Origin of the sequence: Aliidongia dinghuensis (assembly GCF_014643535.1) — a bacterium.
In the GTDB taxonomy this organism is placed as follows: Bacteria; Pseudomonadota; Alphaproteobacteria; order ATCC43930; family CGMCC-115725; genus Aliidongia; species Aliidongia dinghuensis.
In genome coordinates, this window is the sequence record NZ_BMJQ01000019.1 from 69096 (window position 1) to 85029 (window position 15934).

General features: G+C 63.6%; 13 protein-coding genes. 1 reads left to right on the forward strand and 12 read right to left on the reverse strand.

What is annotated here, in order from left to right; genetic code table 11:
- Positions 1 to 123 precede the first annotated feature (123 nt).
- The 12 genes from IEY58_RS28435 to IEY58_RS28490 form a co-directional block, all read right to left on the reverse strand.
- Complete coding sequence (locus IEY58_RS28435) at positions 124 to 1197, reverse strand: FecR family protein (protein WP_229744024.1); 1074 nt, start codon at positions 1195 to 1197, stop codon at positions 124 to 126.
- Positions 1163 to 1756 carry an RNA polymerase sigma factor gene (locus IEY58_RS28440; RefSeq protein WP_189051547.1) on the reverse strand — a complete coding sequence of 198 codons (594 nt, stop codon included), beginning with the start codon at positions 1754 to 1756 and terminating at the stop codon, positions 1163 to 1165. The genes IEY58_RS28435 and IEY58_RS28440 overlap by 35 nt, the downstream gene beginning before the upstream one ends.
- On the reverse strand, positions 1749 to 2483 hold the full coding sequence (locus tag IEY58_RS28445) for an STN domain-containing protein (RefSeq protein ID WP_189051548.1): 735 nt from the start codon (positions 2481 to 2483) through the stop codon (positions 1749 to 1751). The genes IEY58_RS28440 and IEY58_RS28445 overlap by 8 nt, the downstream gene beginning before the upstream one ends.
- A 290-nt stretch (positions 2484 to 2773) precedes the next feature.
- Complete coding sequence (locus IEY58_RS28450) at positions 2774 to 3811, reverse strand: zinc-dependent alcohol dehydrogenase family protein (protein WP_189051549.1); 1038 nt, start codon at positions 3809 to 3811, stop codon at positions 2774 to 2776.
- Between the two features lie 130 nt (positions 3812 to 3941).
- The gene (locus IEY58_RS28455; protein WP_229744014.1) at positions 3942 to 5603 is read right to left on the reverse strand and encodes an ABC transporter ATP-binding protein; all 1662 of its coding nucleotides are present in this window, start codon (positions 5601 to 5603) and stop codon (positions 3942 to 3944) included.
- Positions 5593 to 6483: an ABC transporter permease gene (locus IEY58_RS28460; protein ID WP_189051550.1), complete on the reverse strand. Its 891-nt coding sequence runs from the start codon at positions 6481 to 6483 to the stop codon at positions 5593 to 5595. The genes IEY58_RS28455 and IEY58_RS28460 overlap by 11 nt, the downstream gene beginning before the upstream one ends.
- Positions 6480 to 7466 carry an ABC transporter permease gene (locus tag IEY58_RS28465; RefSeq protein WP_229744015.1) on the reverse strand — a complete coding sequence of 329 codons (987 nt, stop codon included), beginning with the start codon at positions 7464 to 7466 and terminating at the stop codon, positions 6480 to 6482. The genes IEY58_RS28460 and IEY58_RS28465 overlap by 4 nt, the downstream gene beginning before the upstream one ends.
- A gap of 58 nt (positions 7467 to 7524) precedes the next feature.
- On the reverse strand, positions 7525 to 9027 hold the full coding sequence (locus IEY58_RS28470; protein WP_229744016.1) for an ABC transporter substrate-binding protein: 1503 nt from the start codon (positions 9025 to 9027) through the stop codon (positions 7525 to 7527).
- Positions 9028 to 9129: 102 nt separating this feature from the next.
- Positions 9130 to 10038, reverse strand: coding sequence for an amidohydrolase family protein (locus IEY58_RS28475; protein ID WP_229744017.1), 909 nt, complete (start codon positions 10036 to 10038; stop codon positions 9130 to 9132).
- Complete coding sequence (locus tag IEY58_RS28480; protein WP_189051552.1) at positions 10035 to 11612, reverse strand: phytoene desaturase family protein; 1578 nt, start codon at positions 11610 to 11612, stop codon at positions 10035 to 10037. The genes IEY58_RS28475 and IEY58_RS28480 overlap by 4 nt, the downstream gene beginning before the upstream one ends.
- On the reverse strand, positions 11605 to 13290 hold the full coding sequence (locus tag IEY58_RS28485; protein ID WP_189051553.1) for a class I adenylate-forming enzyme family protein: 1686 nt from the start codon (positions 13288 to 13290) through the stop codon (positions 11605 to 11607). Before IEY58_RS28485 ends, IEY58_RS28480 begins: the two co-directional genes overlap by 8 nt.
- Positions 13280 to 14770 (reverse strand): aldehyde dehydrogenase, encoded by a 1491-nt coding sequence (locus tag IEY58_RS28490; RefSeq protein ID WP_189051554.1) that lies wholly within the window; start codon positions 14768 to 14770, stop codon positions 13280 to 13282. Before IEY58_RS28490 ends, IEY58_RS28485 begins: the two co-directional genes overlap by 11 nt.
- A 174-nt stretch (positions 14771 to 14944) precedes the next feature.
- Here IEY58_RS28490 and IEY58_RS28495 point away from each other — a divergent pair, with 174 nt between their 5' ends.
- A complete protein-coding gene (locus IEY58_RS28495) occupies positions 14945 to 15922 on the forward strand; it encodes a LysR family transcriptional regulator (protein ID WP_189051555.1) in 978 nt (325 codons plus the stop codon).
- The last annotated feature ends 12 nt before the right edge of the window (positions 15923 to 15934 follow it).

Genomic DNA, 15934 nt, shown 5'->3' on the forward strand with positions numbered 1-15934 from the left:
GCAACAGCGGCTCCATCGATCCTCGCCCTTGGGATGAATGGCCGGATGCGGGACCGAACAAGATTCTCGCCACGGCCAGAAATTTTTTGGCGCTTGCCGTCACCGATCAGGTCAGGGCACCGATCAGGTCAGGATGACGATCCCACCGGGCAAGTTCGTTGCCTTGGCGCCGAAGATGTGGACGATCTGGTCGACGATCTTGTCGGCTTCAGCGATGCGGAGCCGCGCGCTCAAGAGATGCTGGCCGATATCCGGATTCATCAAGACGATCCGGCCTGGCCGGTAGCGGTTGACCTCGGAGATCACCTGGGCGACCGGTGCGCCGTCGAAGATCAGCAGACCGCGCTGCCAGGCGGTTACGGCGTCCGGGTCGATCGACGTTACGGCGCTCATCCCGTCCGCCCCATAGCCGACCTGCTGGCGCGCTGCGAGCCTCTGCGACGCACCGTTACATTCTACGTCGATAGCCCCCTCGATGCAGGTCACCTGGACCACGGCATCTTCATACCGCAGATCGAATTTCGCCCGGGTGGCGGTGACACGACCGGCGCCGGCCGTCACGGTCAACGGCGGTGACGCGGCGCCGGCCGAGACTGCCGTCTCCCCGGAAACAAGCGCGATACGGGTTTCACTTGCCGTGCGCGCGCGGATAGCGATGCTTGTCCGTGTATTGAGATCGAGCGCCAGCGCGGAGCCGAACGTCACCTGCCGTTGCTCGCCGGTCGCCGTCCGGTAGTCCGCAGTCACCTCGGCAACGGACGGCCATAGGCCCCAGGGCGGCCTGACCGCCACATATCCACTGGCCGCCGCTGCGGCGGCAACCGCCCCGCCCAGGAAGGTGCGCCGTCCGACAACACGCGGTCCGCCGCGAAATGTCCGAAACCCGGACACCGTCTCGCCTGCTTCACCATTTTGCCGCATAACGGCGCTGGCTGCGGGACCGAGCCCCATCCACACGCGACGAGCCTTGGCATAGGCGGCGGCATGGGCCGGGCTTTGCCCGTACCATTGCTTGATCGCCTCGATGTCGGCCGGCGTCATCTCGCCGCCCATATAGCGGGCGACCCATTCATAGGCTTCCCGCTCGATCGGGTCGAAATCTTGGAGCGCCTCATCGGGCGGATTCGTCGGCGACAAACGCATCGGCTTCAGATTATCGGACTCAATCATCGCGGGGGACTCCCGCGTTCTCGGCATCGCCACTCTCCATAGATGCTTGTTGGGATTTCGGACCGAACCGCTGCACGATCTCGCGATCCAGCCTGAGGCCGCACAGCATCAGCGCAGCCCTCAATTCCTTCTCGACCGCCCGTTGTGAGAGCCCGAATTCCGCGGCGAGGTCGCGCAGCCGGATGCCTTCGACACGGGAGGCGAAGAGGATGCGCCGCCGTCGCGGGGTCAGTTCTGCGAAAGCGCGTTGCAGTGCCGCGAGCTCCTCGCGCGCCTCGACATTGCGGAGCGGGTCGGGCGCTTCGTCAGCGAAGCCCAGCGCAGCGTCAAGCTCCGCCAGATCCGCCGATCGCCGCTCGCGCCGGAAGCCCATGCGGGCGATGTTGGTGGCGATGGTCAGCAGATATTGCTTGGGGCTTTTGACAGTGCCGGAAGGCCCGGGGCGTTCCAGATGCAGGTAAGTCTCCTGCAGAACGTCGCCCGCTAGATCTTCCGAGCCGAGACGGCGGGCCAATCGCCTCTTGAGCTCGTCATACTGGCCAACGAGCAGCTGGCGTAGCGCGGCCGCGTTGGAGGATTCACCCATGAGACCCGGCCTGGAACGCCGCCGGTTGATCCGAGCCGGAACATTCCGCAGCATCGGGGGTGGTCCGTGGCAGTATCAGAAGTGTCACGGGTTCCGGCATGGAGGACGGCGGCGGTTCGCCGATCGAGATCGTCTGCAGCGCATCGGCGTAGGCACGGTCGCGATCCGACGACCCTGTCGGGGTCAGGAGCTCCGCACGAGCAACGGCGCCGGAGGGAGCGAGCCACAGCTGGAACCGGCGCTCCAACGGATCAAGCCGCGTCGCCGGGCTCAGGCACAGCGCGGAGCGCAGGCCCGCCTGGACCAGAGCGAGATAGGGCATGAACGGCATTGTCCTAGCCTTGGCAGGCTGCAGATCGACCATCGGCCCAGTTCGCGGCGGCAATGCCAGGATCGTGACGGTCCCCTGGTCGAAGGAGGCTGCCGAAAGGCCGGTCCCGCGGAGCAGGGCGTGCAGTGCTGCCTCCGACGGGAAGGCCCCGTGGACGGGCGAGGATTGGCGTCCGCGGACGAGATCCGTGTCGTAGAAAAGCTGGACCGGGACAGCGGCACCATAGGCCTTGAGCGCCGACGCCAGCGGCTGGGCCGGGATGTCGAAGGCGACGACCTCGTTCGGTTGCGCAGCAGCCGCCCCCGTCGAAAGCAGAGCCCCCAAGCAGGCGGCCAGGAAACGGTCTGCCGCCTTGGGTGGGATGAGCCGGCTTCGACGGATTAATTCACTCGCCAAGAGCATGACACCACGGGAGGGGCCGGCTCGCTCCCATAGCTCGGCGGCCGGGGCTCTCAGCGCGGCCCATAGCTGGTTTTTTGGCGCTGGCGATGCCGGAGCTGCAAATTAGAGGCGAAGTGTGACAACTCTACGGCCAGGGCATGGCGCACAGACGATGAGCGCCACGCGATGTCCCGCCTCCGGATCGGCCATGCGCGCGCGCCCTTGGGCAGACCCTCGTCCTGTCGCGAGCCCCCTGAGAATCAAGGCGTCAAGGGCAAGGCGCATCAATTTCATGCCGCCCGGCCTCACGCAGAGATGATGACCTTGAGCGCCTTGGTTTCGCCGGCGTGCGCGAAGGTGTCGTAAGCGTCCAGAATCCGGTCGAAGGTAAAGCGGTGGGTGACGAGGCGGCCAGGATCGATCCGGCCGGCGGCGACCGTCTTCAGCAGCATCGGCGTCGAGCTGGTATCGACGAGCCGCGTCGTGATCGCGATATTGTGCGACCACAGGCGCTCGAGGTGCAGATCGGCCTTGTGACCGTGGACGCCGACGTTCGCAATGATGCCGCCGGGTGCCACCAGATCCTGGCAAAGCTCGAAGGTCGCGGGCACGCCGACCGCCTCGATCGCGGCGTCGACGCCGCGGCCGTCCGTCAGCGCCTTGACTTTCTCCACCGCCTTGCCGTCGGCGGAATTGATCCCGTGAGTCGCGCCGAACTGTACCGCGACGCGGAGACGGTTCTCGTCGAGGTCGAGCATGATGATCGACGCCGGCGAATAGAACTGCGCCGTCAGCAGGGCCGCGAGCCCGATCGGTCCCGCACCGACGATCGCAACGGACGAGCCCGGCTCGATCTTGCCGTTCAGCACGCCGCATTCGAAGCCGGTCGGCAGAATGTCGCTCAGCATGACCAGCGCCTCTTCATCGACGCCGGTCGGAAGATGATAGAGGCTGGTATCGGCATGCGGCGTGCGGACATATTCGGCCTGCGTGCCGTCGATCCGGTTGCCGAGGATCCAGCCCCCGGTCTCGCAATGCGAGTACATGCCCCGCCGACAGTATTCGCACTTACCGCACGACGAGATGCAGGAAATCAGCACCTTGTCACCTGGCCGGAACGCGGTGACCGCTGGGCCGACCGCATCGACGATGCCGACCCCTTCGTGCCCCAGAATGCGGCCGGGTGCGCAGGTCGGGACGTCGCCCTTCAGGATGTGAAGATCGGTGCCGCAGATCGTGGTCTTGGCAATCTTCACGATCGCGTCGCCCGGAGCCTGGATCTCCGGCTTCGGGCGGTCCTCGACGGCTTTGCGTCCCGGACCGAGATAGACAAGCGCTTTCATTGTGCCCTCCCTCACAACCACCGGGATGCGAGTGGAGCATGATAGGATGCAGGCCGCTTTGATCTGGATCAGCACCTGCTCCACCGGGAATTGCGGGATTCGCCTGAAGGAGCAGTTTCGTCGAGACGGTTCAGACGACGGCTGAGTTCGGGTGCATCGACAGAGCGTGCGGCGGAGCGCCTCTGCCTTTCCCAAACGTACGATCGAGCCAATCCGGGTCTATCTCCGGCACGGATGAGATAAGGAGGCCCGTGTAGGGCTCGTACGGCGGAGAGAGCACTTTTCCCTTCTCACCGGCGACGACGACCCTTCCGTTGCGCAGCACGACGACATCGTCGGCAACCGCACGCACCGTCGCGAGATCGTGGGTGATAAAAATATAAGTCACGCCCAACTGCCGCTGGAGCTCGCTCAAGAGGTCGAGAATGTCGCGCTGCACGAGTTGGTCCAAGGCAGACGTCACCTCATCGCAGACGATGACGTCAGGCTTGGCTGCGAGGGCGCGGGCGATCGCGATGCGCTGCTTCTCGCCGCCCGACAACTCTCCCGGACGCCGATGAAGATAGTCGCGTGGCAGCCCGACCATTTGGAGCAAGTCGACGACGCGCTGCCGCAGTACCGATCCCGACACCTTCTGAAATACCGCTAGCGGGCGCGCGAGCGTTTGTTCGATCGTCCGCCGGGGATTGAGTGCGCTGTCCGGATTTTGATGGACGAGCTGAATTCGACGGAGTTGCTCAAGCGACCGGCCGCGCAGGTCAGGAGCAAGCCGCTGCCCTTCGAACCGTACTGAGCCACCGATCGGCGGCAAAATGCCGGTAATGACTTTGGCGATGGTGGATTTGCCGGAGCCGGATTCGCCGATGAGCGCCACGGTGTGCCGTCGCGGCACAGAGAGGTCGACATCGTGGAGAACGCGCAAGCTGTGGTAAGCAGCCGAGACCCCAGAGAGCTCGATGATCGGGGTCGAAGCCTCCGCCGGCATCTTCGCGAATTCGCGAACGGCCCAGAGCGATCGGGTATAGTCATCCCGCGGGCACGCAAGCATTTGGCGGGTCTCGGCGGACTCCACGACACGCCCGCGGCGCAGAACAAGAATCCGATGTGCGATCTGGGTCACCAAGGCAAGGTCATGGGTGACGTAGATCGCCGAGAGATTGCGGCTCTCGACCAGCGCCTTGATCGAGCGCAGGACCTCGATTTGCGTTGTCACGTCGAGAGCGGTCGTCGGCTCGTCGAACACAATGAGATCAGGGTCCGACATGATCGCCATGGCGATCATCGCCCGCTGAAGTTGGCCGCCTGAGACTTGGTGCGGAAAGCGCTCGCCGAAACTGTCGGGATCCGGCAACTGCAGTTGAGCATACAGTTCCTTTGCCTTCGCCGTTGCCTGTTCGCGCGTCATCAAGCCATGGACGACGCTGCTCTCGATGGTCTGCGCCAGCAGCCGCTGCGCGGGATTGAATGAGGCGAATGCGCTTTGGGCAACGTAGGCTATCCGACCGCCGCGGAGCTTCCGCACGGTGCGTGACGGCGCTTCGAAGAGAGAGATGCCGTCGAACCTGACGCTTCCCCCAAGAACCCGACAGCCGGGCCTCAGCAGCCCCAGCGCCGCAAGACCGATCGTCGACTTCCCGGCCCCGGACTCGCCAATCACCCCAAGGACCTCGCCACGGCCGACGGTGAGATCGACCCCATGAAGGATGGGTGCGCTGCCGGCGGCCGCACCTGCCGCCACCCTGAGGCCGCGAACCTCGAGGAGCGCGTCGCGGCGCATAAGCTCAGCGCTCATCTCTATTTCCACCGATGAAGTTCAGATACCAGTCGATCACCACGTTGATGCTGATCGCGAGGATGGCGATGGCTGCTGCGGGCAGCAGCGGGGTCGGATCGCCGTAGGTAATCAATGTCGCGCTCTCGCGGACCATCGATCCCCAGTCGGCCGCCGGTGGCTGGATGCCAACACCGAGGAAGGAGAGCGCCGCAATCGTCAAGAAGACGAAGCAGAACCGCATGCCGAATTCGGCGACGATCGTCGGAACCATGTTCGGCAGGATCTCGCGGGACAGAATCCAGAACTTCGACTCACCGCGCAGTTCTGCGACCTGCACGAACTCAGCCGCCGCGACGTTCATCGCGACTGATCGGCTAAGCCGATAGACGCGCGTCGAGTCGATGACCGCCATGATGAGGACCAGATTGACCATGGAGGTTCCGCAGATTGCCAACAGCACCAATGCGAACACGAGTTGCGGAATCGCCATGAGGACATCAACTGCGCGCGACAGCGCCTGGTCCGTCCATCCGGGCGACAGAGCGGCAAAGGAGCCAAGGGTGACGCCGGCGGCAAAGGAAAGGCAGGTCGTCGCAAACGCAATGCCGACCGTATTCTGTGCGCCATAGATCAGTCGGCTGAAGACATCCCGTCCCAACTGATCCGTTCCGAAGATGAACTTGTCGCTCCAGGCATCGAACGGCACTTGAGAGACGATCTGCCCCTGTCCGTATGGGGCGATCCAGCCGGCGAAAAGCGTGGCGACGACGTAGAGCGAGATCGCCGCCAGCGCGACTACGGCAGGAACCGTAAATCTCGGTCGGCGCCGACGTGTTGCCGGTCTTTCGGCCTCGGGAGCCGCATGGGCTTCAGTGGCCTGTATTGTGAAGCGGCTCATCGAGAATGCATCAAGCGCGGGTTAGTCGCGATCGACACGGCATCGGCAACGAGATTCACGACGATGTAGGTCGCGGCGAAGATCAACGCACAGGCTTGGATCACCGGCACATCGCGAGTCCGTACGGCATCGATCATTGTTTGGCCAATGCCGGGATAGGCGAAGGCGACCTCAACGACGACAACGCCGACCACGAGATAGGACAGATTGAAGGCGATGACGTTGACGATCGGCGCCCACGCATTGGGAAGGGCGTGGCGCAGCAAGATCCGCGTGTTCGACAGCCCTTTGCACCGCGCCATCTCGACATAGGGGTGTGCCATCACGTCCAGGACAGCGGCCCGCGTCATCCGCATCATATGCGCGGATATGATAAGGATTAGCGTCAACACGGGAAGCACGATGCGCATGAGCTTGGTGCCGAGCCCCATCTGCGGCTCGATCATCGCCAGCGAATAGAAGAGATGATAATTGACCGACAGAACCAGCATCAGCAGATAGGCCATGAAGAATTCAGGGCAGGAGACCGCCGCCAATGCCGCGCTGGTCATGCCCCGATCGAGCCATCCCCCTTGAAAGCGCGCAGCAGTGATCCCGAGCGCCACCGACAGCGGAACGCCAATCAAAGCCGTCACGCCGGCCAGGAAGAAAGAGTTCTGCAGCCGCGTCCCGATTACGTCCGCGACCATGCGAACGTTGCCGTCATGCGAAGCATAGGAGCGCCCGAGGTCGCCGTGAACGATACCGTTCAGCCATACGAGATACCTGTGTATCGCCGACTGATCGAGCCCAAGCTCGTGTCGAAAGCGCATGACGGCTTCCGGCGTAGCACCCTGCCCCAGGATCTCCGACGCGTAGTCGCCTGGCAGCAAGCCGACGCTGAAAAAGATGATCAACGAAACCAGGAACAAGGTAGCCAGCCCGAAGCAAAGCCGGACGGCCAGCATTCTCAAGACCAGCATTCTCAAGACATGTGTTCTCATCGGGCTGCACCTCCCCTGCCGGAGGCACCGCGGGACGGTGCCTCCGGCTTGAGAATCATCAGGCCATCCACCAGCGTTCGGACAGCTTGAAATTGTCGAGGGGATAAACGCCGCCGACCGTGCCGCTTGCGACCTTGGCCGAGACGCCGTCGATATAATTCGCGAAAGCCACGACCAGCATGCCGCCCTCGTCATGGAGGATCTGCTGCATCTCGCGATAGATGTCAGCCCGGTGCGCTTCGGTCTCCGATCGGGCCTGTACCAGAAGCTGGTTGAACCGATCGTTGTTGAACTTCGTGTCGTTCCACGCGGCATCCTTGGCGAGCGTCGTCGAGAACAGCCAATCGACCGTTGGCCGCCCATACCAATCCACGCCGGTGAAGGACTTTTGCCGCCAGACCTTGCTCCAGTAGCCGTCGTCCGGCTCGCGCACCACGTTGATCGTGATGCCCGCGCGCGCCGCCTGCTCCTTGAAAAGTTGAGCCGCGGCGACAGCCCCGGGAAAGGCCGCATCCGAAACGGACAGATCAACCGAGACCGACGCCAAGCCGGCCTGCTTCAGATGATCCCGAGCCTTGTCCACGTCGTATTCGTACTGGGGCGGCGTGGCAGCCCAGAACTTGAGGGTCTGCGCCACATTATTGTCGTTGCCGATCTCGGCATTGCCGAAGAAGACCTTCTCGCGGATCTCGTCCCGATCGATCGCATACTTCAAGGCAAGCCGCACATGCGGGTTGTCGAACGGCGCCGCCTGCGTGTTCATGTCGAACGAGAAGTGACGGGTGCTGGGCGTGCTGGAAATGCGGATGTCGCGATTCCGGCGCAGCATCGCCAGCGTCTTGATGTCGCAATTGTTGATGAATTGGACCTCACCCGTCAGAAGCGCGTTGGTCCGCGCCACGACGTCCGGGATGGGAACGAATTCGACCTCGTCGAAGTACGGCTTGTTGTCCTTGTGATAGTTCGGATTGCGTTTGAACTTTGCAGGGCTCCCGGGCTCCCAATGCTCCAGGACGAAGGGGCCCGTGCCTACCGGGTTCGAGACGTCGAGCGTTCCGTCTTCCTTCGCCGGCATGATCGGAAGGTGATAGTCCGACAGCATGTAGGGGAAGTCGGGGCTGCTGCCGGTCAAATTGAACACGACGGTGCTGTTGTCGTCGGCCTTGATGTTGTCGAGCAGGGCAAATATCGCCTTCGCTGGCGATTTCGCGTTCGGGCTCGCGTGGTGCATCATCGATGCGATAACGTCCTTGGATGCGACGCTGCGGCCGTCGTGGAACGTCAGGCCCTTGCGCAGCTTGAAGACCCAGCGCTTCGACTGGTCCGAGCTCTCGAAGCTTTCCGCGACATCGCCGGCGACGCTCCGGTCGGGCAGAATTTCCGTCAGGTTGTTGCACATGGAGCCGCCGAAGGCACCGCCAGTGAAGGTGCCAGGCCAGGTGGTCGGATCGAGCGTATCGGTCTGCGAGCCGTCATTGGTGCCGATCCGCATGAAGCCGCCGCGCTTCGGCGCGGCAAACGCGGGACGGCCGAGCAACGGCGTCGCCGCGGCCGCGGTCATCGTCGCGATCATTTCTCGGCGCGAGAGGCCGATACCTATCCTGGGCTTAGACATTCTCGTACCTCTCCTGTTGACCGGTCGCCTTTTTGTCTGCTGCCCGCGCTAGAGGCGGAGCAGCCGCGCGGCGTTGCCGTAGCGCCACAAATCCTTGGTCTCGTCGTCGATTGGCAGTTCGTCGATCTCAGCCAGCGCCGAAGCGAGCGGCAGCGTCGGAAATCCCGATCCGAAGATGATCCGGTCGCGGAGAAGCTTCTTGCCGTATTGCAGCAGAGGGCCGTAGCCGGATTCCGGCACGGTCAGATACTTGGGCCTGACGAAGACCAGCCCGATCGTGAGATTGACGTGCTTCCAGGCTACCGCGATCAACTCGTGGACCCAGGGCCAGCCCGGGGGTGCCGCGCAGGCGCGCAGGCCGGGGAAGGCGATCATCACCTCGTCGAGGAGATAGGGCCGGCCGAAGGCCATCGAGCTTTCGGTCGAGAAATTCACGCCGCAGTGAATGTTCACCGGGATGTCGAGCTCGACGCATTTGGCGTAGAGCGGGTAAAGCCGCGGATCGTTGATGGCGAGCTTATGCTCGAAGCACTGCAGATTGAGGCCCCTGAGGCCAAGCTCCTTGACCGCATGCTCGAGCTCGCGCAGGGCCTGCGGCCCCTTGTGCGGATCGACGCCGGCAAAGCCGATGAAACGCTCGCCGTGCCGCGCGCAGAACGCGGCGACGTCCTCGTTCGTGATCTTGACGCCGAACGTGCTCTCGAGATCACGCGCCTTGATGACGACATGGCTGGCGCCGGCCGCATCATAGGCCGCGAGATAGGCTGCCAGGGCTTCTTCCGGCGTCTCTTCACGCGGCGCCGGCTTCGTCGACGCGTAGATGCGATCGTAGTTCTTGAGATGAGGCGCTTTGATCGAGGTTTCAGGCAGCGGCGGCTTGCTCGTCCAGTCGATCAGCCGGCAGTTCGCGCTCTTCGGGGCCGCGGCCGGTCGCGGCGACATCGCGTCGCCGCTCATCGACCGAGATCCCGCATGATCTCCCGCGCGGCATTATGGCCGGGGACCCCTGTCACGCCGCCGCCGGGGTGGACCGAGGAACTCGACAGATAGAGCCCCGGAACCGGCGTGCGGTAGTCGGCGTAGCCGCCGACCGGCCGGTTGGTAAAGGCCTGGTCGAGCGTCAGGTCGCCGTGGTGGACATGGCCGTTCGGGAGATCGAAACGCGCCTCGATGTCGTTCGGGGTCAGCACCTCACTGTGCAACACGTGGCTGCGGAAGCCGGGGGCATGGCGCTCGATCACCGTGAGCACGCGATCCAGCAGCTTCACTCGGATCTGCTCGAGCCCGTCGGGATCGTCCTGATAGGCGACGTGGCCACCAAAGATCGAAAGCAGGTGCTCCCCCGGGGGCGCCAATGACGGGTCATGGAGGCTCGGCGCCATGATCGTGAGGAACGGCTCGTCCGACATCACCCCGTGCTTGGCGTCGTCGAAGGCCTTTTCGAGATAGGCCACCGACGAGCCGATCCGGATCGAACTCGGATAGGCAAGGTCGCTCGTCGGCGCGAACGCCGTGTACTGCGGCAGGGCCGAGACGCCCAGATGGACCTTGAACACCGCTGAGCGCGTGCGGATGGCACCGACCTTCGCCCGAAACGCTACCGGCAGCTCCGACGGAGCCATCAGCTTGAGGAAGGTGGTCTTGGCGTTCGCATTCGAGGCGACGCATTTCGCGCGGATGATCTCGCCATCGGCGAGCTCGACACCGGTAGCGCGTCCCCGTTCTACGACGACCCGCTTGACCGGGGCATCCGCGCGGATCTCGAGCCCGCTCTCCCTGCCGCTGCTGGCGATGGACGCGGACAGAGCGCCCATGCCGCCGCGGACGAAGCCGCCGCCCCCCGCCGGCGTCGTGTTGTCGCGCACCATGGGGCGGATGCAGGAAAAGGCCGTTGCCGGCATGGTCATCGACGCATTCGTCCCGCCCCCCGTCACGTAGTAGCCGAAGAGCGCGATGACCGTATCGTTCTCGAACCAGCGCCGCAGATAAGCGTCGGCGCTCATCGTCATGATGTCGTAGAGCTCGTCGAACAGGTGCCGATACTTGAAGTACCTGGCGGCGAACCGGGCCGACCGGATGAGCTCGCCGACACGCCGCGACGAAATATTCGGCGGCGTTTCCCAGATGATGTCTCGAATGAACGGCGCCAGCCGATTGAGATTGACGCGGTAGTCCGGAAGAGCCCTGGCATCGCGCGGCGATATCGCCGCGATCTCGCGGGCCAGGCGCTCTTCGTCCGGCCAGAAGGTGAAGCAGCGGCCGCCGTCGAGCAGGACAGTCGTCGGGGTGGACGGGATCACCTCCAGTCCATGCCGCTTCAGGTCGAGGTCGAGGATGATCTTCGGCTGCATCAGCGACATCAGGTACGACGCCGAGGAGACCTTGTAGCCCGGCCACGGGCTTTCCGTGACGCAGGCGCCGCCGATGATCCCTCGCCGTTCCAGGATGAGCGTCTTGAAGCCGGCTTTCGCCAAGTACGCTCCGCAGACCAAGCCGTTGTGGCCGGCGCCGATGATGATGACGTCATGCATGGGGGGCTCCCGTCGTCGCGATGACGGCGCCACTGGCGCGGTCGTAAACCCGGGCCGAGGCGGCCGTGCTGCCCGAGACCAGCTGATGCTTGGCGATCTTGCCGGACGACGTCTTCGGCAGCTCCGGCACGAACTGGAAGTACCGCGGCACCTTGAAAGGCGCGAGATTGCGCTGGCAATGAGCAATCAGAGCCGTCAGGTCCGGCTCGCCGAAGACCGCGTCGACCCAAACGATCATCGCCTTGATTTCCTGGCCTCGGGCCTCGTCCGGAACCGGCACGGCCACAGCCTCCACGACGCCGTCGAATGAATTGAGCACCGATTCGACCTCGCGCGCGGCGATGTTTTCCCCGCTCCGCCGGATCGAATCCTTGATCCGGCCGACGATGTAGAGAAAGCCGCGATCATCCATGCGGAACAGGTCGCCGGTCCGGAACCAGTCGCCATGGAACGCGTCGCGCGTCGCATCGGGCCGATTGTAATAGCCCTTGAGGATGCCCGGCCCGCGCACCAGCAGCTCCCCGATCTCGCCCGGCGGCAGGGAATTCCCCTGGTCGTCGGCGACCCGAACTTCCCGGAAGGGGCATGGGACGCCGCACGAGCCCGATCCAACCATGTCGGTCGCCTCGATGGGCATGAAAAGGGTCGGCCCGATCTCGGTCATGCCGAAGGCTTCCCGCGCACAGACGTCGAAACGTTCTTCCAAGGCGCCATGCGTCAGTTTGGAGACGCCATATACGTTCGACCGGATCAGGGCGTTTTGACGGTCGTCCGGATGCGGCGGCTGCTTCAAGGTGAGCACTGGCAGGAGGCAGAACTCGATCTCGCGCTCGCGGACCCATTCCATGAAGCGCGAGGCGCTCTGCCGCTTCGCGACATGCAGGGTGGCATGCTGATACAGCGACATCAGCAGCAGCCACTGCGGGTCCATGTAATAGAACGGCGTGGAAGCCAGGATATGCCGGTAATGTCGGCCGTCCCGGAAGGCGTTGACCTTGCCGGCACTGATCCAATAGCGCTGCGACAGCATGCAGCCTTTGGGAAAGCCGGTCGTTCCCGAGGTGTACTGAATATTGAGCAGATCGTCGTGGCCGACCGCCTCGTCTATGAACGGCGTGTGCGGCTCGATGCGCATGAGCTGCTCAAGGTCGAGATAGCTGTGCCCGCTCTCCCCGGAAACGATGATCTTGCCGCGGTCGAGGCGCAGCTCGCCGCGAGCAAGCACGCTCTCGACCGGCGCCAAGCAGCTCTCGTCGACGATCAGGAATTCGGTCTCGCTGTCCGTCAGGACATAGACAATTTCCCGCTCGCTGTAGGTGTTGTTGACCGGCACCATCACGGCGCCGATCGTCGCAATCGCCAGCCAGCTGAGCGGCATGGCGGCTTTGTTCGGCATCATGACCGCAACGTGACTGCCGCGGCGCACACCGACAGAACGCAGGCCGTCCGCGAGCGCATGGACACGCGGCTCCAGGTCACGGTAGGTGAGCATCTCGCCACCTTCGAAGAAGTCCCAGACAAGCCGGTCGCCGTAAGCCCGCGACGCCTCGCTGATCAGGGCTGCCATGTTGCGCGGCAGCGCCTCGGCCTCGATCGTGCGGCGCCGTTCCGCGACCGACGGAATCGCGGCACCGGCAATGCGTGCACGCTTCGTCGCAGCCCGGCTCTCAGCAGGCATACCAGGTCGCCTTCCAGTCCGTGTACTTCTCGATCGCGTGCAGCGACTTGTCGCGGCCGTGGCCCGACTGCTTGAAGCCGCCGAACGGCACCGCCATGTTGCCGCGGTCGAAGCAGTTGACCCAGACAACGCCCGCCCGGATCGCCTTCGCCGCGCGCTGAGCCTTCCGGATGTCATTGGTCCAGACGCCTGCAGCGAGCCCATAGATCGTGTCGTTGGCGACCGCGATGCCCTCCTCGAAACCGTCGACCGTAATCGTGGAGAGGACGGGGCCGAAGATTTCCTCCTGCGCAATCTTCATGTCGTTGCGCACGCCGTCGAAGATGGTTGGCTCGATGAAATAGCCACTGGATTGCTCGGCTGGGCGGGCACCTCCCACCAGCAACGAGGCGCCTTCCGAGAGGCCGGCGTCGATATAGCCGAGCACGCGGTCGTGCTGTTCCTTGCTGACCAGGGGGCCAAGCCTGGTCGACGGATCGAACGGATCGCCGATCTTGAGCGCACCGGCGAGCTTCGCAATGCGCTCCAGCAACTCGTCCTTGACCCGTCGCTCGACGATGAGACGGGAACCGGCATTACAGACCTGGCCGGCATTGGCGAAGATGCCGGCAGCGACCCCGGCAGCAGCTGCATCCAGGTCGCTGTCCGCCAGCACCAGCTGCGGCGACTTGCCACCCAGTTCCAAGCTGACCCGCTTGGCATTGCTTTCGCCCGCATAGCGCATGAAGAGCTTTCCGACCTCGGTGGAGCCGGTGAAGGTCACGCAATCCACGTCCATATGGCGGCCGAGCGCTTGGCCGGCCGTGGCCCCATAGCCGGAAACCACATTGAGGACGCCTTCGGGAAGTCCGGCCTCCATTGCGAGGCTCGCGATACGGAGCGCCGTGTAGGGCGACTGCTCCGCTGGCTTGAGGATCACCGAGTTGCCGGCGGCCAAGGACGGCCCAAGCTTCCAAGCCGCCATCGAGAGCGGGTAGTTCCACGGCACCACGGCGGCGACCACGCCCAGGGGCTCGCGGGTAAGGACGGCCGTGAGGTCTGCCGGCGTCGGCCCGACCTCGCCGTACATCTTGTCAATCGCCTCGCCAAACCAAGCAATGCACGAGGCCGCCGACGGAATATCGCCGTTGAGAGCATTCAGGAACGGCTTGCCGACATTCAGGGTTTCGAGCGTGGCAAGCTCGTCCCGATGCTCCAGGATCAGCTCGGAAAAGCGGAGCAGTATCTTTCGCCGATCTTGCGGAGCCATGCGGGACCAGTGACCGGCTTCAAACGCCTTACGGGCGGCGTTAACGGCGAGGTCGACATCGGCCGTGTCGCACGCGGCAACGTGACCGAGCAACTTGCCGTCGCCCGGGAAGATGCAAGGCAGGGTCTCGCCCGATAGGGCTGAGACAGACCGTCCCCCGATGAAGGCTTGGCTCGGCAGCAGCGCCGCTCGAACTGTGGCGGCGGACGAATAGTCGGGGCTTGCGCTCATGCTCAGCTCGCGATCCCTGTTGGTGATTTCCCGGGCTGTGTTCGCCCTGAGATTCCGTTCAGGCTATGGACGAACGCCCATTACCGCCAATACAATCTGATCAGTTACAAACTTCCGAAAAGTTATGGAATCGCGCGGAGCGAACCTGCCGCAATTCGGAGCCGAGAAAGAGCCATGAGCAACGTCCGCAATGTCCGCCACCTGGCAGTTTTCCGGGCGGTGATGAAGACTGGGAGCGTCTCGGCCGCCGCCCGGCTTCTGGCCGTATCGCAACCCGCCGTCACCAAGACGTTGCAGCAGATTGAGTGGGAAATCGGCGTGCCGCTGTTCCGGCGCATCAAGGGGCGCTTGCAGCCCACACCCGAGAGCATGCTTCTGATCCCCAAGGTAGATCAGGTCTTTGGTGCGGTTGAGGAAGTGGAGCGATTGGCTGCCGAGATCGGCGGCGGCAAGGTAGGACAAGTCTCGATCGCAACGGCAACAACGCTTGGCGCATCGATTGTCGCGACGGCGATCGCGGAATATCGCACACGCAGACCCCAGGCGATCGTCAAGGTTCGCGCGCTCGCGACGAGGCAAGTCGTTGAGGAGGTGGCCAATAACCAAGTCGACATCGGGCTGACCGACGCTGCAACGATCGAAGGAACGCTCCGAACCGAAGAGCTTTGCAAAGCATTCATCGGTTGCGTGATGCCGAAGGATCATCCTCTCGCAGAGGCCGCGACCGTTCAGCTTTCCGACCTCAAGGGTGAAAATCTCATCGCGTTTTTCGAAGACACGCTGATCGGCCTTCAGATCAGGCAGCGCTTGGGCGCCGTAGACATGCCTTCCGAGATTCCGATTTCTACCAACCAGTCGCTGATCGCGTGTGTACTAGCGAGCAAGGGGTTGGGAATTGGCTTGATTGATCCATTCACCCCCCTCTCCGGGCTCTTCCCCAATGTCGTCATAAGGCCGCTCGTGCCGGAGATGGAGATACGACCGAGGTTCGTCTTTCCGCCCAATCGCCCATTATCGATCGCGACGACGGAATTCATTCAGATCATTCGCACGACCTTCGACGAGAAAGCCAAGAGCGGGCAGTTGATATTTGAATTGCCGAAACCCAAGCAAAAGGGTGGGCCAGGCGCGCGCAACTCAGTGTCGCGGTAAGCCCCCTCGATC

Bases quoted from the DNA above. Each gene is read 5' to 3' on its own strand.
- IEY58_RS28490 (WP_189051554.1), bottom strand. From the start codon at position 14,770: ATGAGCGCAAGCCCCGACTATTCGTCCGCCGCCACAGTTCGAGCGGCG.
- IEY58_RS28470 (WP_229744016.1), bottom strand. From the start codon at position 9,027: ATGACCGCGGCCGCGGCGACGCCGTTGCTCGGCCGTCCCGCGTTTGCC.
- IEY58_RS28495 (WP_189051555.1), top strand. From the start codon at position 14,945: ATGAGCAACGTCCGCAATGTCCGCCACCTGGCAGTTTTCCGGGCGGTG.
- IEY58_RS28475 (WP_229744017.1), bottom strand. From the start codon at position 10,038: ATGAGCGGCGACGCGATGTCGCCGCGACCGGCCGCGGCCCCGAAGAGC.
- IEY58_RS28460 (WP_189051550.1), bottom strand. From the start codon at position 6,483: ATGAGCCGCTTCACAATACAGGCCACTGAAGCCCATGCGGCTCCCGAG.
- IEY58_RS28455 (WP_229744014.1), bottom strand. From the start codon at position 5,603: ATGAGCGCTGAGCTTATGCGCCGCGACGCGCTCCTCGAGGTTCGCGGC.
- IEY58_RS28485 (WP_189051553.1), bottom strand. From the start codon at position 13,290: ATGCCTGCTGAGAGCCGGGCTGCGACGAAGCGTGCACGCATTGCCGGT.
- IEY58_RS28435 (WP_229744024.1), bottom strand. From the start codon at position 1,197: ATGCCGAGAACGCGGGAGTCCCCCGCGATGATTGAGTCCGATAATCTG.
- IEY58_RS28450 (WP_189051549.1), bottom strand. From the start codon at position 3,811: ATGAAAGCGCTTGTCTATCTCGGTCCGGGACGCAAAGCCGTCGAGGAC.
- IEY58_RS28440 (WP_189051547.1), bottom strand. From the start codon at position 1,756: ATGGGTGAATCCTCCAACGCGGCCGCGCTACGCCAGCTGCTCGTTGGC.
- IEY58_RS28465 (WP_229744015.1), bottom strand. From the start codon at position 7,466: ATGAGAACACATGTCTTGAGAATGCTGGTCTTGAGAATGCTGGCCGTC.
- IEY58_RS28480 (WP_189051552.1), bottom strand. From the start codon at position 11,612: ATGCATGACGTCATCATCATCGGCGCCGGCCACAACGGCTTGGTCTGC.